This is a genomic window from [Bacillus] selenitireducens MLS10, assembly GCF_000093085.1.
GTDB classification, from domain to species: Bacteria; Bacillota; Bacilli; order Bacillales; family Salisediminibacteriaceae; genus Salisediminibacterium; species Salisediminibacterium selenitireducens.
This window is the reverse complement of the sequence record NC_014219.1, coordinates 2,770,737-2,795,661: the sequence shown is the minus strand read 5'-3', so window position 1 is coordinate 2,795,661 and position 24,925 is coordinate 2,770,737. Positions and strand designations below refer to the sequence as shown.

The 24,925-nt window shown below is 46.5% G+C and carries 25 protein-coding genes and 1 pseudogene; 20 read left to right on the top strand and 6 right to left on the bottom strand.

Features of this window, described 5'->3' with window-relative positions; all coding sequences use genetic code 11:
• Window positions 1-47 precede the first annotated feature (47 nt).
• Complete coding sequence (locus tag BSEL_RS13040) at window positions 48-1,400, bottom strand: 6-phospho-alpha-glucosidase (RefSeq protein ID WP_013173492.1); 1,353 nt, start codon at window positions 1,398-1,400, stop codon at window positions 48-50.
• Window positions 1,401-1,607: 207 nt separating this feature from the next.
• On the opposite strand from BSEL_RS13040, the gene BSEL_RS18230 reads away from it, so the two are divergent.
• Entirely contained in the window at window positions 1,608-2,333 is a 726-nt protein-coding gene (locus BSEL_RS18230) for a GntR family transcriptional regulator (protein ID WP_013173491.1), read from the top strand.
• A gap of 26 nt (window positions 2,334-2,359) precedes the next feature.
• On the opposite strand, the gene BSEL_RS13030 is transcribed toward BSEL_RS18230, so the two are convergent.
• Window positions 2,360-3,145 (bottom strand): alpha/beta fold hydrolase, encoded by a 786-nt coding sequence (locus tag BSEL_RS13030; RefSeq protein WP_013173490.1) that lies wholly within the window; start codon window positions 3,143-3,145, stop codon window positions 2,360-2,362.
• 180 nt (window positions 3,146-3,325) lie between these two features.
• Here BSEL_RS13030 and BSEL_RS13025 point away from each other — a divergent pair, with 180 nt between their 5' ends.
• Together BSEL_RS13025 and BSEL_RS13020 are read left to right on the top strand one after the other, a co-directional pair.
• A complete protein-coding gene (locus tag BSEL_RS13025; RefSeq protein WP_013173489.1) occupies window positions 3,326-3,658 on the top strand; it encodes a hypothetical protein in 333 nt (110 codons plus the stop codon).
• A gap of 76 nt (window positions 3,659-3,734) precedes the next feature.
• Entirely contained in the window at window positions 3,735-4,463 is a 729-nt protein-coding gene (locus tag BSEL_RS13020; RefSeq protein WP_013173488.1) for a YebC/PmpR family DNA-binding transcriptional regulator, read from the top strand.
• 86 nt (window positions 4,464-4,549) lie between these two features.
• Here the strand turns inward: BSEL_RS13020 and BSEL_RS13015 are convergent, their stop codons facing one another.
• Window positions 4,550-4,939 carry a DUF302 domain-containing protein gene (locus BSEL_RS13015; RefSeq protein WP_232970461.1) on the bottom strand — a complete coding sequence of 130 codons (390 nt, stop codon included), beginning with the start codon at window positions 4,937-4,939 and terminating at the stop codon, window positions 4,550-4,552.
• A 244-nt stretch (window positions 4,940-5,183) separates the two neighbouring features.
• Between BSEL_RS13015 and queG the strand changes: the two genes are divergently transcribed.
• The 6 genes from queG to BSEL_RS12985 all read left to right on the top strand — a co-directional run bounded on the left by queG (window position 5,184) and on the right by BSEL_RS12985 (window position 9,333).
• Window positions 5,184-6,377: a tRNA epoxyqueuosine(34) reductase QueG gene (gene queG, locus BSEL_RS13010; protein WP_013173486.1), complete on the top strand. Its 1,194-nt coding sequence runs from the start codon at window positions 5,184-5,186 to the stop codon at window positions 6,375-6,377.
• Window positions 6,364-6,897, top strand: a complete 534-nt coding sequence (locus tag BSEL_RS13005; RefSeq protein WP_013173485.1) for a methylated-DNA--[protein]-cysteine S-methyltransferase — start codon at window positions 6,364-6,366, stop codon at window positions 6,895-6,897. The genes queG and BSEL_RS13005 overlap by 14 nt, the downstream gene beginning before the upstream one ends.
• Before the next feature lie 114 nt (window positions 6,898-7,011).
• Complete coding sequence (locus BSEL_RS13000; RefSeq protein ID WP_013173484.1) at window positions 7,012-7,554, top strand: hypothetical protein; 543 nt, start codon at window positions 7,012-7,014, stop codon at window positions 7,552-7,554.
• Window positions 7,555-7,590: 36 nt separating this feature from the next.
• The gene (locus BSEL_RS12995; protein WP_013173483.1) at window positions 7,591-8,082 is read left to right on the top strand and encodes a tRNA (cytidine(34)-2'-O)-methyltransferase; all 492 of its coding nucleotides are present in this window, start codon (window positions 7,591-7,593) and stop codon (window positions 8,080-8,082) included.
• Window positions 8,083-8,369: 287 nt separating this feature from the next.
• Complete coding sequence (locus tag BSEL_RS12990) at window positions 8,370-8,675, top strand: antibiotic biosynthesis monooxygenase family protein (protein WP_013173482.1); 306 nt, start codon at window positions 8,370-8,372, stop codon at window positions 8,673-8,675.
• Between the two features lie 100 nt (window positions 8,676-8,775).
• Window positions 8,776-9,333, top strand: coding sequence for a YufK family protein (locus BSEL_RS12985; protein ID WP_013173481.1), 558 nt, complete (start codon window positions 8,776-8,778; stop codon window positions 9,331-9,333).
• A gap of 174 nt (window positions 9,334-9,507) precedes the next feature.
• Here the strand turns inward: BSEL_RS12985 and BSEL_RS12980 are convergent, their stop codons facing one another.
• The gene (locus BSEL_RS12980; RefSeq protein WP_013173480.1) at window positions 9,508-11,367 is read right to left on the bottom strand and encodes a transglycosylase domain-containing protein; all 1,860 of its coding nucleotides are present in this window, start codon (window positions 11,365-11,367) and stop codon (window positions 9,508-9,510) included.
• 219 nt (window positions 11,368-11,586) lie between these two features.
• On the opposite strand from BSEL_RS12980, the gene lepB reads away from it, so the two are divergent.
• The gene (gene lepB, locus BSEL_RS12975; protein WP_013173479.1) at window positions 11,587-12,159 is read left to right on the top strand and encodes a signal peptidase I; all 573 of its coding nucleotides are present in this window, start codon (window positions 11,587-11,589) and stop codon (window positions 12,157-12,159) included.
• 61 nt (window positions 12,160-12,220) lie between these two features.
• On the opposite strand, the gene BSEL_RS12970 is transcribed toward lepB, so the two are convergent.
• Window positions 12,221-12,454: a hypothetical protein gene (locus BSEL_RS12970; RefSeq protein ID WP_013173478.1), complete on the bottom strand. Its 234-nt coding sequence runs from the start codon at window positions 12,452-12,454 to the stop codon at window positions 12,221-12,223.
• Window positions 12,455-12,598: 144 nt separating this feature from the next.
• Between BSEL_RS12970 and BSEL_RS12965 the strand changes: the two genes are divergently transcribed.
• The 7 genes from BSEL_RS12965 (at window position 12,599) to BSEL_RS12935 (ending at window position 20,369) form a co-directional block, all read left to right on the top strand.
• Entirely contained in the window at window positions 12,599-13,480 is an 882-nt protein-coding gene (locus BSEL_RS12965) for a DUF1028 domain-containing protein (protein ID WP_013173477.1), read from the top strand.
• A complete protein-coding gene (sfsA, locus tag BSEL_RS12960) occupies window positions 13,477-14,223 on the top strand; it encodes a DNA/RNA nuclease SfsA (RefSeq protein WP_041581958.1) in 747 nt (248 codons plus the stop codon). The genes BSEL_RS12965 and sfsA overlap by 4 nt, the downstream gene beginning before the upstream one ends.
• The gene (gene eutH, locus BSEL_RS12955) at window positions 14,220-15,290 is read left to right on the top strand and encodes an ethanolamine utilization protein EutH (protein WP_013173475.1); all 1,071 of its coding nucleotides are present in this window, start codon (window positions 14,220-14,222) and stop codon (window positions 15,288-15,290) included. The genes sfsA and eutH overlap by 4 nt, the downstream gene beginning before the upstream one ends.
• A gap of 260 nt (window positions 15,291-15,550) precedes the next feature.
• Entirely contained in the window at window positions 15,551-16,714 is a 1,164-nt protein-coding gene (locus tag BSEL_RS12950) for a BMP family lipoprotein (RefSeq protein ID WP_013173474.1), read from the top strand.
• A gap of 98 nt (window positions 16,715-16,812) precedes the next feature.
• Window positions 16,813-18,342, top strand: coding sequence for an ABC transporter ATP-binding protein (locus BSEL_RS12945; RefSeq protein ID WP_013173473.1), 1,530 nt, complete (start codon window positions 16,813-16,815; stop codon window positions 18,340-18,342).
• Window positions 18,339-19,403: an ABC transporter permease gene (locus BSEL_RS12940; protein WP_013173472.1), complete on the top strand. Its 1,065-nt coding sequence runs from the start codon at window positions 18,339-18,341 to the stop codon at window positions 19,401-19,403. Before BSEL_RS12945 ends, BSEL_RS12940 begins: the two co-directional genes overlap by 4 nt.
• Window positions 19,404-20,369 (top strand): ABC transporter permease, encoded by a 966-nt coding sequence (locus BSEL_RS12935; RefSeq protein WP_013173471.1) that lies wholly within the window; start codon window positions 19,404-19,406, stop codon window positions 20,367-20,369. It abuts the gene before it with no gap.
• A gap of 87 nt (window positions 20,370-20,456) precedes the next feature.
• On the opposite strand, the pseudogene BSEL_RS17155 reads toward BSEL_RS12935, so the two are convergent.
• Window positions 20,457-21,656, bottom strand: a pseudogene (locus BSEL_RS17155) (ISL3 family transposase).
• Between the two features lie 369 nt (window positions 21,657-22,025).
• Here BSEL_RS17155 and BSEL_RS12925 point away from each other — a divergent pair.
• The 3 genes from BSEL_RS12925 (at window position 22,026) to BSEL_RS12915 (ending at window position 24,865) form a co-directional block, all read left to right on the top strand.
• Window positions 22,026-22,706, top strand: coding sequence for a DUF2225 domain-containing protein (locus BSEL_RS12925; RefSeq protein ID WP_013173470.1), 681 nt, complete (start codon window positions 22,026-22,028; stop codon window positions 22,704-22,706).
• Between the two features lie 11 nt (window positions 22,707-22,717).
• On the top strand, window positions 22,718-23,185 hold the full coding sequence (locus BSEL_RS12920) for a chemotaxis protein CheX (RefSeq protein WP_332870069.1): 468 nt from the start codon (window positions 22,718-22,720) through the stop codon (window positions 23,183-23,185).
• Window positions 23,186-23,329: 144 nt separating this feature from the next.
• A complete protein-coding gene (locus BSEL_RS12915; RefSeq protein ID WP_013173468.1) occupies window positions 23,330-24,865 on the top strand; it encodes a GNAT family N-acetyltransferase in 1,536 nt (511 codons plus the stop codon).
• The last annotated feature ends 60 nt before the right edge of the window (window positions 24,866-24,925 follow it).

Below are 24,925 nucleotides of genomic sequence, written 5' to 3'. Positions count from 1 at the left end.
TAGAAAAAGGCGGTGATGATAGCCGCCTCTTTCTTCAGGCACGTTGTTTATCGCTGAGCCTTTTTTTTTTTTTCAGTATAAAGTGCTGGCCAGTAGTCTTTGTTCGCTTCGATCAGGTCATCGAGAATCTTTTTTGCAACCGGAGCGTCAACGATCGTGCGATTCAGGGTGAGTGCCTGCATCAGTTTGTCATAGCTCTGTTCAAACCAGGCATCGACAACGAGTTTTTCGAAAGCGAGCTGCCCTTCAATCATCCCTTTATAGAAGGTTTGGATCTCGCCTACGGCAAATGGTTTCGGACCTCTGCTTGTCAATGCGGCAGGGACTTCAACCATTGCATCATCCTGGAGATTTGAAATGATGCCGTTATTCTCTACGATTACGATATACGTCTCGCCGAGATTATAAGCGAGCGACGCTGCCACCCGAATCATATAACGCCCGTGAATGTCGACTTCGAGTTCAACGTTCTCGGTTGAATCGTCAGCGATAATCTGATCACTCATGGTGTGAACGCGCTTTTGGCGACCGTTTATGACCTGTCGGGCGCGTGTATTGCTGATGTCTTCTTTTTCAACCATATCTGATGGATAGAGATAGTACTGCAGATACGTGTTTGGCAAATATTCCGGGAAGTGATTCAGCATCGTCTCCACCTGTTTGAATGTTTTGATCCAGGATGGGTCGTTGACGATCTCAGAGTCTTCAGGGATAAAGCCGTCTTCTGTAATCGTGCGCTTGATTTGATCCGTCAGACGGTTCCCCTCTTTGTCATAAATATCTGTGAACCAGCCAAAGTGATTCAGACCGAAGTATTCAGGAACGAGATCCCAAATTTCTTTTCCAAGAATCTTTGCGTAGCTGACCATAATCGCAGCCGGCATGTCACAAATGTTCAGGATTTTATGATCATCCGGAAATTCACGACGCAGCGCTTCTGCAACAATTGCTGCAGGGTTTGTATAATTCAAAATCCACGCATCCGGCGCGTAGTGACGAATATCGTTGACGACGTCGATCATATCGCCGATGGAGCGAAACCCGTACGCCATTCCGCCCGGTCCGCACGTTTCCTGTCCGACGCAGCCGTACTGCAGAGGGATTTTCTCGTCCTGTTCACGCATTGCGAGGCCTCCGGTACGAATTTGCACAAAGACAAAATCAGCGTTTTCGTAGGCTTCCTGTTTGTCAGTAGTCCAGGAGAAGGACTCGAGTTCCGGGTATTTTTCCCGAAGAATGACATTGCATGCCTTAGCAATCTGTTCCTGGCGGGCGCCATCCGTATCATAGAAAGTGATGGACTTTAATGGAAACTGTGCTTTTTCTTCGATAAGACTCATAATCATTCCGATCGTGTACGTACTTCCTCCACCTGTGATGACGAGATTTTGCTTTTTCATTCGTAACGCCTCCAATTTGTATTAAAATCATATTAATTATCAATTGATACAAATATAATACAAAAAGATGAAAGCGTCAACAGTTTTCTTTGATAAATCAAAATTGTCTTCTATATGTTATAGTCATGAGGAGGATAAGGATTCGTGATCAGCGCATTTATGATTACATTGACAGACTGATGACGTATGTGGAAGGGGAGAAGAACCATGAGGGGTCAAGCGCCGAGATATCAGCTGATTGCTAAAGAAATGAAAGGAAATATTCAACGCGGGGATTGGCAGGAGGGGGATGCGATTCCAACAGAAGCAAAGCTTTCAGATCAATTCGAGGCGAGCAGGGTTACCATCAGGCAGGCAATTAAACTGCTCGTGCAGGAAGGATTATTGTACCGGGTTCAGGGAAGCGGTACGTATGTTAAAGAAAATAAATTTGAACATAACATCTATGAACTGACCGGATTCACTGAAGAGATGCGGGCACTGAATAAAGAGACAAAAAATAAAGTGTTACGGTTTGAAGTGGTTACCCCGGATGAACAGACGGCCCAAATTCTTGAGATCGGGGAAGGTGAGAAAGTCTATGTGATTGTCAGGCAGCGTTTCGCCGATGGTGTCCCTCTTGTCGTGGAAGAGACCTATATGCCTTTGAAGCTGTTTCCGGATCTCAGTTATCAGGTCGCAGAAAACTCCAAATATGAATACATCGAAAAAAAGCTTGGCTTGACAATCGGTGAAAGCTTTCAGGAAGTCATCCCGATTATGCCGTCAGATGAAACCCGGGAGTTACTTGAATTGCATGACCTCTCTCAGCCGATCCTGAAAGTGACGCTGTCAACGAAACTTGAAGACGGCCGGGTATTTGAACTGACGCATTTATATTTCAAGAGTGATGAATACAAATTCACAATCAATGCGACGCGGACACGCAGATAAAAACAGCGATGGGCAGGGAATCCTGCTCATCGCTGTTTGGCTGCGAGGTTCTTGATATAATTGATTGTTGTGGTGTTAAAGTAGTCTGCCTGATCAATATTACAGACATGCCCAGAATCAGGGACGATTTCGAGTGAGAGCCCTTCCCCTGTGCGGATCACTTCTTCAACGGGAGGCAAGAACAGGTAGTCCTCGTCTCCCATGACGAACAAAGTGGGTATTCCGTTAAAGTTTCGCTGAAGGCGTGCCAGGAAAGGGTCGATCGCTCTTGTCAGTTTAAACCAGCGGATAAACTCTTTTTGGTACATTTTTTTTGCCTGTGTGACGAACGCGAGGCGCGATTCGAGATGGTTGCTTTTTGGCATGATGATCCAGGCGAATAATTTATAGAGCCACATGTAGGGTATGACGTGTTTGGTCATATTTCCGACAGAGATTAAAAATTTGGTTCTCATATTCAGCCTGACGACGGCGCCGCCGAGAATCATGGAAGCCAGCCGCTGTGGATAAAGCTGACTGAATGTCTGGATGATGATCGTGCCGAGGGAGATGCCGACCATGTGGGTTTTGCCGATCTGTTCGGCGTCAAGCACGAGTTTGATATCGGTGGCGATGTCTTTGAAGCTGTCGTTTTTGGACCATTTGATGGATTGGGATTTGCCGTGACCGCGGAGATCAACGAGCAATACATTGAAATTCTGCCGATAGGCTTTCACTTGTTTGTACCAGGTGGCCGAATTTCCGCCTGCTCCATGGACGAATGTCACCCATTCGGTGCTGGTGTCGTGCAGGAAAGTCTTATAATGAAGCATAACTGTTCATCCTTTCGGGCTTTCTGTTCATCAGTATAAAGCAAACGATTTTAATTTGAAAGCAATAACTGTCCGTTACTCCCCTTTGTTTCGTACTTTTTTTTGACATGACTGTCGATGTTTTGTTTCAAGACTGTGAACGTTTTGCTATACTGTGTAAAGGAATGAGCAGGGGAGCGGATGCAGATGTTTTATGATCTGATTCTGGTATTGTTCGGGATGACGCTGGGTGTATTTGCTGCAGATCCGATCAAGAAACTCTTTACCGGCAAGTATAAAGAAGAGGCAAGGCAGAAAAAGCGGGTCAAGCTGCTTTTATATTTAAGAGAAGAAAAAAAGGGGAAGCCTGCATCAACGGAAGAGATGGCCGCCAATGTCTTCAATGGTAAAATCGACGCGAAGGAAATCGAGACTTACCTGACTTATATCGAAGAAGCTGGTCTGATCAAAAAAACAAACCAGCCCAATGATCCGTTGAAGCAACAGTGGAAATTCGTCAAAACGATCCGCTGACTGCCGGATTACCGGGCATTTTCTGTCGAAGTAGCGTATAATACATTTTGTTGAAAATCGATAAGAGGTGAAGAGAATGGGACGGAAATGGAGTAATATCAAAGAAAAAAAGGCTGCGAGAGATAAAAATGTCAGCCGGATTTATGCGAAATTCGGAAGGAAAATTTATCAGGTGGCCAAACAGGGGGAGCCGGATCCCGAGGCGAACCAGCAGCTGAAATTTGTACTTGAACAGGCGAAGACGTACAATGTGCCCAAGCATATTATCGATAAGGCGATTGATAAAGCGAAAGGCGGCGGAGAAGAGAATTTTGATGAACTCCGCTATGAGGGATTTGGGCCAGACGGATCCATGATCATCGTCGAGGCTTTGACGAACAACGTCAACCGCACTGCCAGTGAAGTCAGGGCAGCCTTTGGCAAGAACGGAGGCAATATGGGCGTAAGCGGTTCGGTCACCTACATGTTTGATCAGACAGCGATCATCGGTGTTCAGGGCGTGTCTTCGGAAGACGTCATGGAATGGCTGATGGAGGCAGATCTCGATGCTCGGGATATCCTTGAAGAAGAGGATCAGGTCATTCTTTATACGGAGCCGGAGGAATTTCATGCTGTGCAGTCGGCCTTGATCAATGCAGGTGTGAACGCATTTTCCGTCGCTGAAATTGAAATGCTGCCACAGACCGAAGTGACCTTGCAACCCGAGGCGAAGCTGCAGTTTGATAAACTGGTGGACGCGCTTGAGGAGCTTGATGACGTCCAGCAGGTCTATCATAATGTGAATATGGCCGATGAGAACGGTTGATAAACAAAAAAACGAAAAAACGCCAGGCAATCCCGTCATGAATTCAGCGGGGGTTGTCTGGCGTTTTGTCATAGTATGTCATTTGATCAGACGGTTTTATGAAGGGCGTCGATCAGTTTTACCTCAATTTCTTCTGCAAGCTGATGAATCTCCGGATCGTCAAGCATGGTAAACTGTTTTGTCGGTTTCGGCAGCGTAATGTAGCGTTTGTCGCCGCTCTCGTAGATCACAAGCTTACACGGGAGAAAGGCACCTGCCAGATTGGAACGGTCGAGGAGCTTTTTTGCGAGCGGAGGATTGCACACTTCATAAATATAATAGTCCTGATCGAAATCTTGGCCTTTGTTTTGCAACGTTTCTTTTACGTTAAACGGCCATAGAACGCCAAACTGAATGTCTTTTAAGGAAGCCTCTAAATCAGTCAGCAGTGTTTCGATTGGTTTGTCACTTGATACGGTATAATCGAATGTCATCATCGTTCCTCCTGTGAATGGTTTTTTTCCTGCACCTATGATCGTAACATATAATGGGAGCGTTTGCACCAGTTTGACGCTCCCTTTCACGTATAGTAAGATGCAGGTATGAATAACTGATACAAAAGAAAACTGACCGTCGCAGTGTTTCGAATGAATGGCCCTCAACAGGATGGATAACGCCTTGGGTGCAGGATTTGGAGGCACTGTTTTTTTGATGAATGAGAAAATGAGAGTGATTATCAAGATGAACAGACAAATGTTAAAACAGCGTATGATTGAATACAGCAAGGAAATCGGTATTGATAAAATCGGATTTGCCTCCGCAGACCCGTTCGTGACGTTGAAAGAACGGCTCAGGAGGAGCAGTGATGCAGGCTATGCGTCCGGTTTTGAAGAAGGGACGCTTGAAGAGCGGACCGAACCCGAGAGGCTGTTGCCTGCGGCGAAGACAATTGTGTCGATTGCCATGGCATATCCGTCAAAGATGAAAAATCCGCCGCGCTCTGTAAAAGGAGAACGGCGAGGCATCTTTTGCAGGGCATCCTGGGGAGAAGATTATCATCATGTGCTCCGGAGAAAGCTTCAGGAACTTGAACGCTTTGTTCAGGCATGCGATCCGGATATCAGGACGGCACTGATGGTTGATACAGGCGCACTGTCGGACCGGGCTGTGGCTGAGCGGGCGGGGATTGGCTGGAGTGCGAAGAACTGCGCGGTGATTACTCCTGAATTCGGCTCTTACGTGTATCTCGGTGAGATGATCATGACCGTTGACCTTGAACCGGATCAGCCCCTTGAAGACCAGTGCGGGTCGTGTACAGCCTGCATCGATGCCTGTCCAACCGGTGCCCTGGTGCAGGGCGGTCAACTGAATGCGCAGCGCTGCATAGCCTACCTGACGCAGACAAAAGGTGTATTGCCAAAAGAATTCCGCAAAAAAATCGGGAATCGCCTGTACGGCTGTGACACGTGTCAGACCGTCTGTCCGGAGAATAAAGGCAAGCACACGGATCATCACAAAGAGATGCAGCCCGATCCGGAGAAGGTGAAGCCGAAACTGATCCCGCTCCTGCAAATGTCGAACCGGCAGTTCAAGGAGACGTACGGAAGTATGGCCGGGTCCTGGCGGGGGAAAAAGCCAATTCAGCGCAATGCGCTCATAGGCCTTGCCAACTTCAAAGATGAATCGGCGCTTCCGGAAATTGAGAAAGTGCTGCATGGGGATCCCCGTCCGGAAATCCGTGCCACAGCGGCATGGGCGCTGGCAGAAATTGCGGGCGCTTCCGCCAGGGAACGCTTGATCAATCAGCTCTCGCATGACGAATCTGAGATTGTACAAGAAGAAATTCACGATATCATGAAACATTTGCCCACTGCCAATCGTCTAGTAAAGCAGGAACACGAAAAAGGAGGACTTGCTTCAGATGCCGAAAAATAGTGCATTGATGTACAGTGTAATGAACAGTCCGTTGGGTGATCTGACCCTTGTTAAAAGTGAAAAGGGATTATGCTATATTGAATTTGGCAGTTCAAAAGATACGATCTGTCATGTCCGGCGCAAATTGAGGACAAGACAGATCCGTGATGAACTCGTCTGGAATGAGGATGAACTGACAGCGGTCAAAACGCAGCTTGAAGAGTATTTCAATGGCGAGCGGACTTCGTTTGATGTGGCGCTTGATATGAAAGGAACGCCGTTTCAAAAGCTGGTCTGGGAAAAAGTGAACCAGATTCCATATGGGAAAACGAAATCATATAAAGACATCGCAGTCGAAATCGGTGCGCCGAAAGCGGTTCGTGCGATCGGCGGGGCAAACAATCAGAATCCGGTACCTTTGATTATCCCATGTCATCGTGTGATCGGCTCGAACGGGTCACTCGTCGGTTATGGTGGCGGACTCGACAAAAAGGAGAAGCTTCTTGACCTCGAAGGCCTCAAGACCGTGACGAAGCGTTGAAACGGAATTGAAACAAAATTGAGACTTCGTTCATCTGAAAATGTGATATAGTAGATATGGCGTTTTCTGACACAGGTATCAGTGCGGTCTAGTCGAGGAAAGTTGTGTGGTAATATGCAAAAATCATTGAAAGCGACGGTTCTCCTTCTTCATAGTTTACTGCTGCTCATTATCCTTGCAGCGTGTACACAGGCTGAAGCAACCTTAAATCAGGCGCAGCGGGAGATGCCTTTTGAAGTCTTAAAGGCAGATCCGATTCCTGATGACTGGGTGCTTTCTGAGACACACTACGAGGATGATCTCTTGGTGATGATCTATGAATCAGATGAATATGACGGGCAGGTCGAGCTCGTTCAGGACCGGAATATCCAGGGGCTGAACTTGCAGGTACTGAGAGATCATATGATTTCGAGAACACCGGCAGTGGAATCAGGAGAGACGGACTATCAGATTATGGAACTTGACGAATATATCGGAAAGATGAGCCTGGTTGTTGGAGAGCAGAGTTCGATTCAATATACCTTTGTAAACAAAGAGGATCTGATTACGTCTACGAGTGTGGACATTCCGATCTATCAGATCGTGGGTAAAGATGTCGAATCGATTACGGTTCTTGCGTTTGCAGCGGCTTTAAAGCCTGCGGACGATTCAGCCTGAAGGGCTTTTCGCGAAAGAAAACAGGAGTGAAGATCAGTGAGTATTCATGTCGTTTTATACGAGCCGGAAATTCCGGCCAATACAGGCAATATTGCAAGGACGTGTGCAGGTACCCATTCCCATCTGCACCTGATTCATCCTCTCGGGTTTTCCACGGATGACCGGATGTTAAAGCGGGCAGGCTGTGATTATTGGCCGAGTGTAAAGGTGGAGCATCATGACAGTTTTGACGCTCTGTATTCGCGTTATCCTGAGGGGGCCTTTTATTTTATTGAAACCATCGGAGAAAAGAATGTCTATGATTTTGACTATTCTGATCCTGATCAGGATTATTTTTTTGTGTTTGGGAAAGAAACGACGGGTTTACCCGGGGAATTGACCGCAAGATTTGAAGAGCACTGTTTTCGAATTCCCCAGACGGATCTCGTCCGGTCATTAAATCTGTCAAATACGGCAGCGATTGTGGTCTATGAAGCCTTGCGTCAGCAGGCCTTCGCCCCCATACAAATAAAAAAGACCGTGGACTGATTGATTCAGCCCGCGGTCTTTTTTGAACCTGATCAAACCAGATGCAGGTATCAGTTTTTGTGCGGCTTGTCATTATAACCTGCAGTCAAAATCGCCACAAGAAATGCCACGCAAACCCCAATGATCAGTATCAGTTCCATACGATGACCCCCTTGTCACAGTGCTAAACTAAATATATCACGAATCTGTATAAAACAAAAGAAATGTCCGGTGTGTTTCTTTGGCGGTGTCGGAGGATTTTGGTATGATAAGGATGACTAAAGATTATCATGTCAGGAGGAATCGCTGTGTACGTTGTCATGAATCAGCTGTATGTGCCCCCGGAAGGCCGGGAGAACGTTGCGAACCGATTCAGTAACAGTGCGGAAAAAATGAAAGAAATACCAGGGTGTCTCGATTTTATGTTTTTGAACCCGGAGGAAGATGAGAAATACCCGGTTGTCTTGACCAAGTGGGCATCCAAAGCGGATTACGAGGCCTGGGTAAACAGTGATGCTTTCAAGTCAGCCCATAAAAAACGACGCGATAATCTTGACTCCAGTCCGACACAGAGTAACGAGATTTTTGCGTATGAAGCAGTCCATCATCTCTGATGGACTGTTTTTGTTTGCAGGTTGAGCTGAATTGAGGATTGCAGTTCAACGTGTGTTCGTGTAGCATCAACGTAGACGACAAAAGACAGGACTGAACAGGATGAAGAATGCATATTTAACCAGTCACTTCCCATTGATCTCTATTTTATTATACAGCCTATCCTTTGCCATGTATGCCAGCCGTTTTGTGATCCGTTATATGGATGAACTCGGACTATACAGCGGGATGATTGAGTTCTTCTCGGAAAGTGGCATTCAACTGACGATGCTCGCAGTTCTGTGGCTGTTTTTTTTCATGCTGTTTGCAGCATTGAAGCTGATCGCCGACACAATCAACGAGCTCTCCCTGTTGTTTTTCTCAAAAGATGAAGACGGTGCGGATCTGAACAGGGTCCGGGGCGGGGCCTGGATCTTTCTTCTGACATCGATTGTGTCACTGCTTGGACAAGTCCAGCTGCCCGTCCTGCTCGGCATTTTTTTGACAGCGTGTGTCATCTATTTTGTCTATTTCATCTACAAAATCAGTGAGAAGTTAAGCTTCGGGGCTTCCATCGGGCTCGTGATGTTTCATCTGCTGTTCTGGGGCGTGTTTGTCCTCGGCGTGACGTATGCGATTTTGAAGCTGTATAACAGCATTATTGCGAGTTTGCCGATTTAGTGAGATGATGAATTGTGCGGAATGTCGGTGTCAGGCGTAACAGATCAGACGTATTATGTTATGGTGCAGTCAGTCGCTGATTCAAATAAACTTAAATCAAGCACTGCCTTAGGCAGTCCCTAAAAAAGATGTCCAGGTTCTTCAATGAACCGGACATCTTTTTCTTTTCTGCGATCAGGGGAGGTTTCGCATCACATAGCCCCACAGATCGAGATGCACAGATGGGGTGGCTTCCAGGGAAGCGGGTGAATCATAGCCGGCCCAGACACCGGCTGTATACGTATCGGTTGATCCGACAAACCACAGGTCATGAAAATCATTACTTGTGCCGGTCTTGCCTCCGACGTAGTTACCAAGATTGTATTGCAGCCGGTTTGCCGTGCCGTCAGTCACAACGCTTTCCATCAGTGACCGCATTTGTCTTGCCGTATCCGGGCTGAAGACCTGCCTGGCGTTGTCATCCCACTCATAAAGCAGCTCACCGTCAACGGACGTGACCGAACGGATCGCCCTCGCAGGGGTATAGGCGCCATCTGTCTGAAAAACGGAAAAGGCTCTTGTCATCTCGAGAACATTGGTACCTCTCGTCAATCCACCCAAGGCGGAAGGGAGACGGCAATCTTCCGGAACAAGCTCGGAGAAACCGAGCTGTTCGACGTACTCAAAGCCGGTTTCGACACCGATCATGTCAAGCATACGGACAGCAGCGGTATTGTAAGACTTCATAAAGGCATTTCTCACTGAGTCGTTGCCGTATACTGCACCAGCAAAGTTGATGGGTGAGTAACCGTTTCGTTCTATCGGACCCGCATCGATGACCGAAGAAGGGGTGAGCCTTGTTTCTTCAAGAAGGGGACCGTATACGAGCAGGGGTTTAAAAGCGGAGCCGGGCTGTCTGTACGCACGATGGCCGCGATGGAAGTCAAACTTACTGTAGTTATAACCGCCTGTGATGGCCTTTAACTCTTTCGTATGGTGATTGATCAGCGCAAATGCACCCTGATAACCCCTGCCTCTCAGTCGGTTGTTCATTGACGTTACGACAGACCGTTGCAGCTCCGGATCCAAAGCGGTCTCGATGACTGCACCTTCACGTAAGAGGTCATCCACCCTGCTGTTTAGCTGTTCCTGTATACGGGCACGTTCCTCTTGCCCTGCGCTGCGGATTCTCCGATTAAATCCTTCTGCATAAGCAATGAGCTCTTTCAATTCATCATATACATAGGTTACATAATCCGGGAACTCATCGGTCTTTTGTGAAGGGACCAGTGTTACAGATTCCTCCATCGCAGCGTTGGCGGTTGCTTCGTCAATATGTCCCTCGGTGTGCAGGTTGCTGATAAAACGCTTTTGCCTGGTTTCGGTACGTTCCTTATACTGAAGCGGGTTATAATACGACGGATTGTTGGGGATGGCGAGCAGAAAGGCCCCTTCCGCAATGGATAACTCTTCAGCGGTTTTGTCAAAGTAATACCGGCTCGCAGCCTCAATGCCATAGACGCCGTTTGCGAAATAAATCGTATTGAAATAAAGCGTGAGAATGTCTTCTTTGTCGAATTCCTGTTCCATCTGGTATGCATAAAGCAGTTCGGTGATTTTACGGTCATATGTCTGATCGTGAGTCAGGTAGAGGTTGCGTGCGACCTGCTGAGTGATGGTGCTCCCGCCCTGTTCGATCCCATCACTCTGCAGATTGACGAAGAGTGCACGGGATATGCCTGTCACGTCAAAGCCCGGATGATCAAAGTAGTTTCGGTCTTCGGTTGCCAGGAGCAAATTGATCAGGGTCTCAGGGATCGCCTCGAAGGCAATGAGGATCCGGTTTTCAGCCGCGTAAACGTCAGAAATGACGTCCCCATTGGCGTCGAGCATATAGCTGTTATTATGAAGTCTTACATCATCAAGACTAATTCGTTCTTCAAGAGATGATGCAACGTGCTCGATATGTGTGAATTCTTTGGACACCTGCATGAACAAAAAAGCAAACAGGCTTGATAAGAGAAGTGTGAACATCGTGCCGGTAAACAGGCGCACAAGAGGACCTCCTGACTCGCAGTGACATGCCGTTTGAACGGTTGGTCTTTCCATTGTAGCCGATCACAGGAGAAAAAGGAAATGACCAAATCAGACTTGAAATTGTGTCTGTTTTGTGGATAATAATAATTCATTTCAGATTATAATGGTTTTAAAAATACAGATTCGGGTTATTATTAACATAAGGAGCTTCAAAAACCGCATTGGAGGATCTGAAAAATGGATACCGAACCTGGCAGAAGAACATCGTGGAAAAGTAATTTACTTCTCTTTACGAAAGTGATGACCGTTGCATTTGTTCTGTTTGTCCTTGTCAGAGGCTTTATGTTTACCAACTACATTGTGTACGGACAGTCGATGATGCCGACGATCGAGGATGGCGAGCGGATCATTGTCAACAAAATCGGCTATGAAATTGCTGAACCGAACCGCTTTGATCTCATCATCTTTCACGTTGATGAAACAACTGATTATATAAAAAGAGTGATCGGCCTCCCTGGTGATCATATTGAGTACAATGATGATCAGTTATACATTAATGGTGAAACGTATGAGGAACCGTTCCTCACCGATTATCTCGAAGCCAGTGATGAACGGCCGTTTACGACCGATTTCATTCTCGACGAATTGCTGTTTGCTTCAGAAGTGCCGGAGGGGCATGTGTTTGTCCTCGGTGACAATCGTCAAAACAGCGTGGACAGTCGACATATCGGGTTTGTTCCGATGGATGAAATTGTCGGTCAGGCGAATATGGCTTTTTGGCCCATACACAATATCCGGTTATTCCGATAAATAGAAAAAAGACTGTTGAGCTTCCCACTCAACAGTCTTTTTTTGCACTGCCATCTCATCATCAGGCAGTCGTCTGCTTTTTGTTCTTGAAGAACAGAATGGTGTGATAGACGGCAAACAGCACCAAGGCGCTTGTTAAGGAGCCGGCCATGTAGCCTGCCGTAAAGTTACGCGGAGCCACAAATGCTTCTGTGTTTCCGACAATGATACCGATGATGACGGAAAGCGACAGAATCGCACCGACGATCATGTATTCGTTTCGTTTGTTTTTGGACAGGTTGTTCAGAAAAGACATGGATCTCCCTCATTTCGTTTCATCTTGTGCTTTTTATTATAGCCTGATGAGTGGCTAGCTGCAATCAGAGAAGTTGACGGAGACATTTTCAAAGAATTATGATAAATTCGAAATGATCCGAAAATCAGAAAGGGTGTGGTCCTTGTGAAAAAGAAGCAACCGAAAGTCGCAACGTTCTCCATCATTGGTTTTGATCCTGAAACAAGGGAATGGGGCATTGCTGTACAATCAAAGTTCCTCGGAGTGGGTGCTGTAGTGCCTTGGGCGAAAGCGGAAACCGGCGCTATTGCAACGCAGTCCTTCGCGAATACAGCTTTTGGTCCTGACGGCCTTGCACTGCTTGAAGAAGGGGCCACTCCTGAAGAAGTTGTAGAAGCCCTGATCGCGGACGACCCTGATAAACATCTCAGACAGTTTGCTGTGATGGATAAAAAGGGGCGAACGGCTGCCTATACGGGCAAGGACTGTTACGACTGGGCCGGCCATCAGACGGGATCATTCTGTACGGCACAGGGCAATATTCTGGTCAGTGAAAAGACCATTGCGTCATTGGTACGCGCATTTGAAACGACAGACGGACCGCTTGCTGAACGTCTCATCAAAGCATTGGAAGACGGTCAGCAAGCAGGCGGCGATTCACGGGGGAAACAATCAGCGGCACTCTTTGTTGTAAAAGATAAAGGCGGATACGGCGGGTATAATGACCGTGTATATGATCTGCGGGTTGATGACCATCCGGAACCGATCGAAGAGCTGAGACGACTGTATGACTTGCATCAGCTCTATTTCTCCCGGCCGAATCAGAGTAAGATGCTCAAACTTGAAGGGGAGATTGTAGATGAACTGGCCAGTCTTCTGCGTGATGCAGGAATCAAGACGCCTGCATCCGGAGTCTATGATGAGGCAATGAAAGACGCGTTGAAGACGTATTATATGAGAGAAAATTTTGAAGAGCGCTGGAGCGAGGATGCACTGATTGATCCGAACGTGCTTGATTACATGCGAAAGCAGGCGACACAATCGTGACTGAACATCCTGAAAAAGGCGTTTTGACATTCGACTCCCCACTGATCAAAAGCCGCTTTGTCAGAAGAAAAAACCGCTTTTTGATGGAAGTGGATCTTGAACGGAACGGCGAACGGGTGGATGTGCATCTTGCAGATTCTGCGCGGCTGACCGAGCTTCTTCTTCCCGGGAAGACGGTCTGCCTGTCTGAAACGGATTCACCAAAGCGAAAAACCCGCTATACGGCGCGTCTGATAGAAAACCAGTTCGGGAATGGCTTGGTTTCCATTTATTCGACATTGCCCAATCAGCTGGCTGAATGCGCGATTCAGAATCAGTTCATTGACGGTCTGCGTTCGTGGCATCATACTGCGAGAGAAGTGAAATGGGGCAAAAGCCGGTTTGATCATGTCCTCGAGCGTAACGGCCGGCAGCTGATTCTTGAAGTGAAGGGGATTACCTGGGTTGACAATGAGTGTGCATTTTTCCCTGGAGCGGTTACGGAACGGGGGAGGCGGCATGTCGAGGAACTTGAAGCTCTTCATAATGAAGGGAGCGTTGCTACCGCGATTTTATTCGTCGTGCAGCGTCCTGACGCCAAAGAAGTAAGGCTTGCAGATGAAGTTGACCCGGCTTTTTGCAATGCGCTTCGAAAAGCAGCTGATGCAGGTGTGAAGCTTTTTGCCTGTACGATGAATGTTGCATTGACTCATGTGTCATTCGGTCAGGTCATTCCTGTGAGAACAGAGGAGATTTCGTCATGATTGTGAATCAAATCATTGTTGGGATTTTGATTATCTTTCTGGTGATCGGTGTACTGGATAAGATCTTCAAATTAAACCGAGGATACGGTGATGCGTTTGATGAGGGATTTCAGGCGATGGGCCCGCTCGCACTGGTGATGATCGGCATGATCATGGCCTCACCTGTGATCGCTGATTTGGTGACACCTGTTGCGTCACCTGTGTTCAGCTGGATCGGAGCAGACCCTGCGATGATCAGCGGTATGCTTCTTGCGGTTGATATGGGCGGCTACTCCATTGCCATGGAGATGGCTGCGACAGAGGAGGCTGCGAAGTTTTCAGGGATCATCCTCGCAACGATGCTTGGGCCGACGTTTGTATTTACCGTACCCGTTGCACTCGGTCTGATTCGAGAGCAGGATTATCCGTTACTCGCCAAGGGGATTCTTGCCGGACTGATGGCCGTTCCCCCTGGTGCATTCACCGCGGGACTGATGGCGGGATTTGCGCCTGGGTTTCTGTTCGTGCAGCTCCTGCCTGTTCTGATTCTTGTGATTGTTACGGGAGCAGGTCTGCTTTTTTTACCCAATGGAATGATCCGTTTTTTCCTGTTGGCCGGTAAAGGGATTCTTGCCTTTACCCTGATCATGATTGTGCTTGTGGCCGTGCAGGAGCTTCTTGGTATTCACCTCCTCAGCGGATTTGTACCATTCTCTGAAGCCATGGAGATTATCGGCCTTATTGTCCTTGCACTGGGCGGGGCTTTTCCGTTTGTTCATTTTCTGAAGAAACACGTGATTCCGGCAGTGACAAGCAGGACGTCGATTGAGGATGATGTGGCGGTAACCGGCTTTGTATCGTCTCTTGCGCACAGTATTCCCATGTTTCGAAATCTTCATCTAATGTCGGAGAAAGGCAAGTTAATGAATATCGCCTTCTCCGTCAGCGGTGCCTTCGTGCTCGGAGGTCATCTCGGTTTTACCGCGGCCCTTGAACCCGATATGGTAAGTGCAATGATGACAGGGAAACTTTTTTCAGGAATATTGGCCGTGACGGGTGTCTACTTCTACGTATTGAAAAAATCATAAAATAATTTTGGGCAAAGGTATTTATTAATTTTCGGAACCATGATATATTATAAATACCTTGAAAGCGCTTAAGGTATTTTTTAAAGCGACCAGTTGTCAGACATCGTACAAGTGATCGATAAAATCTGACAAATGAAATCGTTTTATAAAAATAAAGAGCATTCTTTTTTCAAACAGTTTGTGGCATAATGAGTCTGTATGCACCTGTATTGTCAAAACAGTACAGTGCAACATAAAAACATTCCAAGGGGGATTACAAAATGAAGAAACGATTTACAGTTCTCATGTCATCCGTTTTAGCGGCAACAGTGCTTGCAGCATGCGGCAATGACAACAACGAAAACACAACACCGGTCAACGAAGGAAACAACGATGGTAACAACAACGTTGAAGAAAATGTTGACAACGAAGGAAACAACAACGAAGGAAACGAAGCTGCCGGGGACGGTGCCGGTTTCTCATCCAAGATGGTTACGGACGTAGGTGGCGTTGATGACCGCTCCTTTAACGAATCAGCTTGGGCGGGTCTCACCATGTTTGGCGAAGATTTCCCTGAAACAGAAGTGGATTACATTCAGTCAAGTGATTCATCTGACTACGCTCCGAACTTGAATCGCCTTGCACGTGAAGGCACGGATCTGACTTTCGGGATCGGCTTTTTGATGGAAGATGCAATCCGTGATGTAGCTCAGCAGAACCCTGATCAGTATTTTGCGATTGTTGATACAGTGGTTACAGATGAAAATGGCGATATGATTGATAATATTGCCAATATCACATTCGCTGAACACGAAGGTTCTTTCCTTGCGGGTGTCATTGCTGCAATGCACACTGAAACAAACGAAGTCGGCTTTATCGGCGGCGTTGAAAGTGACCTGATCAAAAAGTTTGAAAACGGCTTTAAAGCCGGTGTTCACTCCGTAGATGCTGATATCGAAATCGCTATTCAGTATGCGCAGGACTTCAATGATGCGTCCCTCGGACAGCAGATTGCTGACGGTATGTATGCAGGCGGAGCTGATATCATTTATCACGCAGCCGGTGGTACAGGAAATGGTCTCTTCACTGAAGCGATCGACCGTAACGAAGGCGGAGAAACAGTTTGGGCAATCGGTGTCGACCAGGATCAGGCGCTTACTGAAGGTGACTGGAGCGGCGGTAACGTAATCCTGACTTCCATGGTCAAGCGAGTTGACCAGTCTGTTTACACGCTTTCTGAACAGACGATGAATGGTGATTTCCCAGGTGGCGAAGTACTTGAGTTTGCCCTTGAAGATGAAGGTGTAGGTATTGCTGAAACACGTGATAATGTTTCTGACGAGGCTATTGATGCAGTTAATGATTTCCGCGACCAGATCATTAACGGCGACATTGTTGTTCCACAAACAGATGATGAATATGATGAGTGGTACAGCTCGCTTTAATTGTAATTCTTGACGAAAGATCGTCAAAATAATGACATTAACAGGGCTAGTCATTGTACTAGCCCTTGTTAATGAGTCTCTGATAGGAGTGACACCCATTGGAATACGTAATCGAGATGAATAACATCCGTAAAGAGTTTCCCGGTATCGTTGCCAATGACAACATTACGCTGCAGGTCAAGCAAGGCGAAATTCATGCGTTATTAGGAGAAAACGGAGCTGGGAAATCAACTTTGATGAACGTCTTGTTCGGCTTGTATCAACCGGAGCGGGGAGAAATCCGCGTACGGGGTGAGAAAGTAAACATCACTGATCCTAACGTGGCTGACCGTCTTGGAATTGGAATGGTGCACCAGCACTTTATGCTTGTGCAGAACTTTACTGTGACAGAAAATATTATTCTTGGCAGTGAGCCTGTCAAAGGAACAACCATTGATATTAAAAAAGCAGCTAGAGATGTTCAGGAAATCTCTGATCGATATGGTCTACGGGTTGACGCAACGTCTAAAATTGAAGATATTTCAGTGGGGATGCAGCAAAGGGTTGAAATTCTGAAAACACTTTATCGCGGTGCAGATATTTTGATTTTTGATGAACCTACCGCAGCATTAACACCACAGGAAATCAGAGAATTGATTCAAATTATGCGTAATCTGATCAATGAAGGGAAATCCATCATCCTGATTACACATAAGTTGAAAGAGATTTTAGAAGTGGCAGATAATTGTACGGTTATTCGCCGGGGTAAAGGGATTGGCACGGTTTCTGTGGCTGATTCGAGTGAAACCTCTCTTGCTGAAATGATGGTAGGGCGTGAAGTTAGCTTTGCCGTTGAGAAAGACCTGGCTAAACCGGGTGATACGGTTTTATCCATTCAGGGACTCACGGTGGAAGATTTCCGTGGAATCGATATGGTCGATCAGCTCAACTTGGATGTGAAAGCCGGAGAAATTTTAGGCGTTGCCGGTGTGGATGGCAACGGACAGACAGAACTGATAGAAGCATTAACAGGCCTCAGATCAGTGAAGGCAGGCACCATCACGTTGAATGGTGAAGACATTACCGGGAAAAAGCCACGGAAGATTACTGAAGCAGGAGTGGCACATATTCCACAGGATCGTCATAAACATGGGCTTGTTCTGGAATTTACGATTGGCGAAAATATTTTACTCCAGACGTATTATCAAAAGCCTTATACAAGAAATGGCATCCTTGATTATCATAAGATTTATAAAAAGGCTGAGGAACTCATCGAGGAATATGATGTGCGTACGGCCAGCTCTTCGACAGCGGCCCGATCTCTTTCAGGTGGTAATCAGCAAAAAGCAATTATCGCCCGGGAAATCGACCGAAATCCTGATTTGATGATTGCCGCGCAGCCAACACGCGGTCTGGATGTGGGTGCGATTGAGTTTATTCATAAGAAGCTTGTAGAGCAACGGGATCAGGGCAAAGCTGTTTTGCTTGTCTCTCTTGAGATGGATGAAGTCCTGAACCTCAGTGACCGAATAGCGGTTATTTATGATGGAAAAATTGTGGATATTGTCGATGCCAAAGAGACAGATGAAAACGAGTTGGGTCTCTTGATGGCCGGCGGTAAAAAGGAAGCAGGTGAACCGGCAACATGAAACAGTTACTGACGGGAAAACTGTTTGGTATTTTAATCCCATTCATCGCAATATTCTTTGGTTTTCTTGCCGGTGCAATTGTGATGCTATTCAGTGGTAATAATCCAATCGAAGCATATGTTGCACTCGTAACCGGAATATTTGGAGATATCTATTATTTTGGTGAGACTCTCCAGCGCATGACTCCTTTGATCTTTTCAGGGCTTGCCGTTGCCTTTGCATTTCGAGCGGGTCTCTTGAATATCGGGGTTGAAGGTCAGCTTATGGTAGGCTGGTTTACATCTGTGCTGGTCGGTATTTCAATCGAAGCGCCAATGATTATTCATTTGCCGCTAGCGATCCTTGCAGGTGCTGCAGCTGGTGCACTGTGGGGCGTTGTACCTGGTTATTTAAAGGCGCGCCTTGAAGTGCATGAGGTTATCGTGACAATCATGATGAACTATATTGCCATGCACGTGGTCAATCATTTTATTCGTAACAATTTTCTTGCATCCGGACAGCGGACGGAGTTTGTAGCGCCTACAGCGTCGCTGGCTTCGGATTTCCTCTCGAATCTGACTGATTTTTCGAGATTACACTGGGGATTTTTTCTCGGTATTGCAGCGTGTTTCCTGATGTGGTTCATTCTGTGGAAAACGAAAAAAGGCTTTGAATACCGCGCAGTCGGCTATAATAAAAATGCCTCTATGTATGCAGGTATGAATGTTAAAGCCAATATTGTATCATCCATGGCTATTTCAGGCGCCTTTGCAGGTGTCGGTGGAGCGATGGCCGGTCTTGGAACATATCGTTACGTTGAAATTTTCTCTTCCTTCACCAATCTTGGATTCGACGGAATCGCTGTTGCCCTTTTGGGTAACAGTAATGCGCTCGGCATTTTCTTCTCAGCCTTCCTGTTTGGCGGTCTGAAAGAAGGTTCCGGAAACATGCAGGCACAGGCGGGAATTGCGCCTGAAGTGGTGGAAATCATCATTGCGATGATCATCTTCTTTGTTGCATCAAGCTATCTGATCCGTTGGATCTACAGCAAACTGCAACCGAATAAGAAGGAGGGGAAATAAATGGAACTGTTTCTTGCTGTACTGTATCTTATTGTTCCGGCAGCGATGATCGCCGCAACCCCTCTTCTCCTGACAGCGATGGGCGGACTCTTCAGTGAACGTGCTGGTGTTGTTAACATTGGTCTGGAAGGTTTAATGGTAATGGGTGCCTTTGCGGGTATCGTTGGAACACTGATGTTTGAAAGTATGGGAATGGGAGTATGGTCTCCATGGCTCGGTATTCTGTTCGCGGCTATTCTGGGTGGTATCTTTTCGATGTTCCACGCTGTGGCCTCCATTACATTAAAAGCGGATCAGATTGTCAGTGGTGTGGCACTGAACTTCCTTGCGACGGGTCTGACTGTGTTCTTGGTACGTGAAATTTTCGAACGCGGACAAACTGACACGATCAGTGCGCGTCTTTTCCGTACAAATGTGCCTTTGCTCAGTGATATTCCGGTTATTGGTCCCATGTTCTTTTCGAGGATTTTCCTGACAACATGGGTAGCGTTTCTGTTAGTACTGGTCGTCTATTATGTTGTCTTTAAAACTCCTTTTGGTTTGCGACTGCGTGCCGTTGGTGAACATCCAATGGCGGCAGACACTATGGGTGTCAATGTGAACCGAATGAAATACATTGGCGTTGGTCTATCCGGCGTGTTCGGTGGTATGGGTGGTGCAGTTTTTGCCATCACTGCCGCAGGGAACTTCGGAGGCGGAACGATAACCGGTCAAGGCTTTATGGCACTAGCTGTTTTGATCTTTGGTAAGTGGCATCCGTTTGGAGCCTTTGGAGCTGCTATATTCTTTGGTTTTGCTCAGGCATTGAGTATCTCCGCTCAGCAAATTCCAGGACTTCAGGAAGTACCACAGGTCTTTATGCTGATTTTGCCATACGTCCTGACGATCCTTGCTCTAGCGGGACTTGTCGGTAAAGCGACGCCACCAGCGGCCTTGAATACAAACTATGAAAAAGGATCAAGATAAATTTTTGAAAGAAAAGTTACGCTAATCTGCGTAACTTTTTCTTTTTCTTTTGTGATTATTGGTTCTTTTTCAAATGTGGTGGTGGGATTAAGATCCCATCGCCATTTTCATTTCCTGGTTCCACAGAATCTTATTCCTCATTCTCTCGAAATTCTTGATCCCGTAAGAATTACGTTTCATGACTTTAATCGTATTATTAACGCCTTCGATATAGCCGTTGTTAAAAGGATACATAAAAGCTTACAGGATCTCCTGTCACCAGTTCATGTAGGTTCTGCGAACCCTTTTGAATCCTTCTATGTTGGAAGCCCTCAGGGCTTCCAGGCATTTATCGAGCTTCTTCGATGCGGTTTCGTGATCGCTTTCTCTGAACCACTGTTCCATCAGGTTTTTCAGCTCATATGCTTCTCTTAATATCGGGTCAATTTGGAGGAGCTTCTCCACTTTCAGTTTTTGTTCTTCGTTCAGATCATAATGAGATTTCCACAACAGCTTCTTGCTCCGCTTCATATGAATCCGACTCTTTTTATCCAGTTCTCCCTGTAGGTCGCGTCTGACCTCGTCGAGTGCCCAATACACCTGTCTCATGAAATGAAATCGGTCTGCGATGATCAGGGGATCTCCCAATACGTCACGCACCGCTTTCTTAAACCATTTTGACAGGTCCATGACCACGATTTCGACACCACTCGTGTCACAGGACCGGAGGTATTTTTTGATTGTATCCACCTTCTGATCCGGAAGAATATCGACGATCTCTTTTCGCTCCACATCAACGATGATGGTTTGAAACCGTTCGCCTCCGGCGTCTCCCTTGAATTCGTCAATGGCAATCGCTCTCGGTAATACTGCCGGTGTTTTCATCTCTCTTCGATCGAAGATGCGTATAAGGCGCGTGACCGAAATGCCAGCCCAGCGGACTGCCGTTGTAAAAGAGCTGTCAGCTGCATACATGAGCGCTTCATTTTGCACGCTCGTCAGCGCCCTCTGATAGCGCTCAATCATCTGTAACCGTTCATAGAACGTCTTTCCGCACTCCCCGCATGCATACCGTCGTTTACGAAGGCTAACCGTCACTTTCCCCTGCACCAGTCTTGGCCCTTGAATCATCTGATTTCGATACCCATGGACCCGTTTTGTTTTATTCCCGCATGACGGACATTTTTGCTTTCTCTTCTCTGTGTAAAGGTCCGCTCGCAGTGTCTGTTCATCTTCGTAAGAGACATCCCACACCTTCACGTTCCCGTCTTTAATCCCCAACATTTCTATGATAAAATGATCATGCATCCGTTCTCTCTCCTCTCCTTATTGCTTCGCATCTTTAGGGTATCAAAGGTGAGAGAACGGTGCATTTTTTTATGCGCTGAAAACCATTGCCACGAAAGGGAACACCACCACATTCATTATAGAGCCTTATTTTATTGCTGCTAAGGTGGTTATAGCTTCCTGATAAATGGCAGGAGAATGCATTTTCTCGAAAACAAGAGTGATTCATATGATGGGGAAGGTTGTGTTGAAGACGCAGAGGCAAATCATGTGAATTGTGCAATTAGTCCCGAGACTATTGATTCTATTTTCGGAATTTTGTGATTTGTACTTCTGTTTCTACTCTGTGTCTTTTATACTAATGACATAGTATAAATGGGGGGTGTTACAATGACGCAGACAATTCCGCCTTTCTATGATAAAAACATGACATGTGACATATGCACCCATTCATTCACGACAAAGAAGATGCGATCCCGTTTTATCAGGGTGGATCAGGTGGAGAACGATTTCTACAAAACATACAAAGATCCATTACTTAATCCCCTGTTATACGAAGCAGCCGTCTGTCCGGAATGCGGATACAGCTTCACGGATTCCTTTCTTCCTGTGAAGAAAGAGGAGCTCAAAGAGGCTTTTCAAAATCAGGTATCCTCGTCATGGAAGAAGCGTGATTTTGGAGGAGAACGTGATTACGAGACAGCATTGACTATTATGAAACTGACTTTGTTGTCAGCCAAGGTCACCTCACAGCCATATGGTCTGATGGGGAGCATTTGCCTTCGTATTGCATGGCTGCACAGGTATCAGGAGAAAAGCAGTGAGGAAGCCCGCTTCCTCGATCAGGCTGCTGTTCAATACGAGAAATCATTTCTTGAGGGGGATTTCAGGGATATTGCCATGTCTGAACTCGCTCTGTTGTTCATTCTCGGTGAATGCTACCGGAGAACCGGAAACAAAGAGAAAGCGCGCAAGTATTTTTCAAAAGTGATTGAGCATAAAGACAAGCATCTTGAGCCGAACCTTGTGGAGCGGACCAGGGAGCAATGGTATGAGACGAAAGCCAATTAAAACAGGAGTGGATGAGTGTGGATGTCAACCAAATTAACGCAGTGTACAGAGCAACAAAATCCATTATGAGCAATCATTTTGGCGCAGATATCAGCCGGGGAAAGCCGCAGGCCGGTCAAGGATCAATCCCATCAGACGATGTGTCCGTCGTCCTCGGTGTTAAAGGTGAATTATCAGGTCAGATTATTTGTTCCGTCAGTGAAGGAACAGCCAAAAACATTGTTGGTGCCATGATGGGTGGCATGGAAGTCGCAGAGCTTGACGATATGGCCTGGAGTGCCGTGCAGGAATTCGGAAACTGGGTAGGCGGGACTACGGCTACGGAGCTGTCGAACGAGAACTACAACATCGATGTGACGCCTCCGATTGTCAATGAAGGAAAGAGTAATTTCCATTCAACATCCAAATTCATCACAGTTCCGATGGACACCTCTTTGGGAAGTGTTTGCATTCATATTTCATTATCAGATAAATCATAAGCACGGTGAATGAGCCACGGCAGAGGAGCCGTGGTATTTTCATATCCTGAAACGGAGAAATTACGGTCGCAATAAGGGTTTGATATTGAAATAGCTGCTGATTTCAAGTAAATTTAAACGAGCAGTACTGAAGGAGGAACGTGTATGAGTTCACTTGATATGTCGAAATTTGAGAAGAAAATTATTGTTCGAAATATCCGTTATGAAGATATTGATGATATTATTCAGCTGTCCAAGATTTGTTTTCCGAACATGGAAGCCTGGACAAGGCAGCACCTGATCAGTCACATTGAGGTCTTTCCGGAGGGGCAGTTCTGCGTTGAGGTCGAAGGTGAGATCATCGGTACCTGTTCGAGTCTCCTGATCAATTTTGACGAATACGACGATCAGCACACCTGGGATGAGATCACGGATGAGGGGTACATTACCAACCATGATCCGGAAGGCTATAATCTTTACGGGATTGAGGTCGCCGTTCATCCTGATTACCGCCGGATGAAAATCGGTCGCCGTCTTTACGAAGCGAGAAAAGAACTGGCAAGGGAATATAACCTGAAAAGCATTATTATCGGCGGCCGTATACCTAATTTCCGAAAATACAGTGAGGATATGACGCCGCGTGAGTACGTCGATGCAGTGATGAATCACCATATTTATGATCCGGTTCTGACATTTCAGGTGATGAACGGATTTACGCTGAAGCGGATTAACGCACGCTATTTGACGGACGACCGGGCCTCAATGGCCTATGCCACTCTTATGGAGTGGAACAATGTCGATTACAGGCCGACGACGAAGCGTCATTTCAAGACGTCCTTTCCTGTCCGGATCTGTGCGATACAGTATATGATGAAAAAGATCGATTCCTTTGATGATTTTGCACAACAGTGTGAATATTACGCGGATGTTGGTGCGAGCTATGCCTCTGATTTTGTTGTTTTTCCGGAAATTTTCACGACGCAACTATTGTCGTTTATTGAAGAGAAGAGCCCCAGTCAGGCGATCCGCAGGCTGACGGACTTTACGGAAGATTATATCAATCTCTTCACGGAGCTTGCCATTAAATATAATGTCAACATTATCGGCGGGTCTCATTTCGTAGAGGAAGAAGGTGAGATTTATAACATCGCATACCTCTTCCGAAGAGATGGGACGATCGAGAAGCAGTATAAGGTCCATATTACACCAAACGAACGGAAATTTTGGGGCATTACCGGTGGCGATAAAGTTGAAGTCTTTGACACAGACTGCGGGAAGATCGCCATTCAGATTTGTTACGACGTCGAGTTCCCGGAACTTGCTCGAATTGCAACTGAGAAGGGTGCGAATATCATCTTCAGCCCGTTCTGTACGGACGACAGACAGGGGTATCTTCGCGTTCGCTACTGTGCCCAGGCAAGAGCAGTCGAAAATCAGATTTATGTGGCAATAACTGGAACTGTAGGAAATATTTCGGATGTCGAAAACATGGACATCCAATATGCCCAGTCAGGTATCTTTACTCCTTCCGACTTTACGTTTGCAAGAGACGGGATCGTCGGTGAGACGAGTCCGAATATCGAAACCGTCCTCGTAGGGGATGTGGATCTCGAGGTTCTCAGACGGTCGAGGAAGTCCGGTAATGTGACACAGTGGAAGGACCGCAGAAAAGATCTGTACTCTATTCAGCACCGGTGCTGAATCAAGAGAGCTCTCTAAAATCAAGAGAGCTCTTTTGTTCTGAAGAAGAAGTCCTGATCA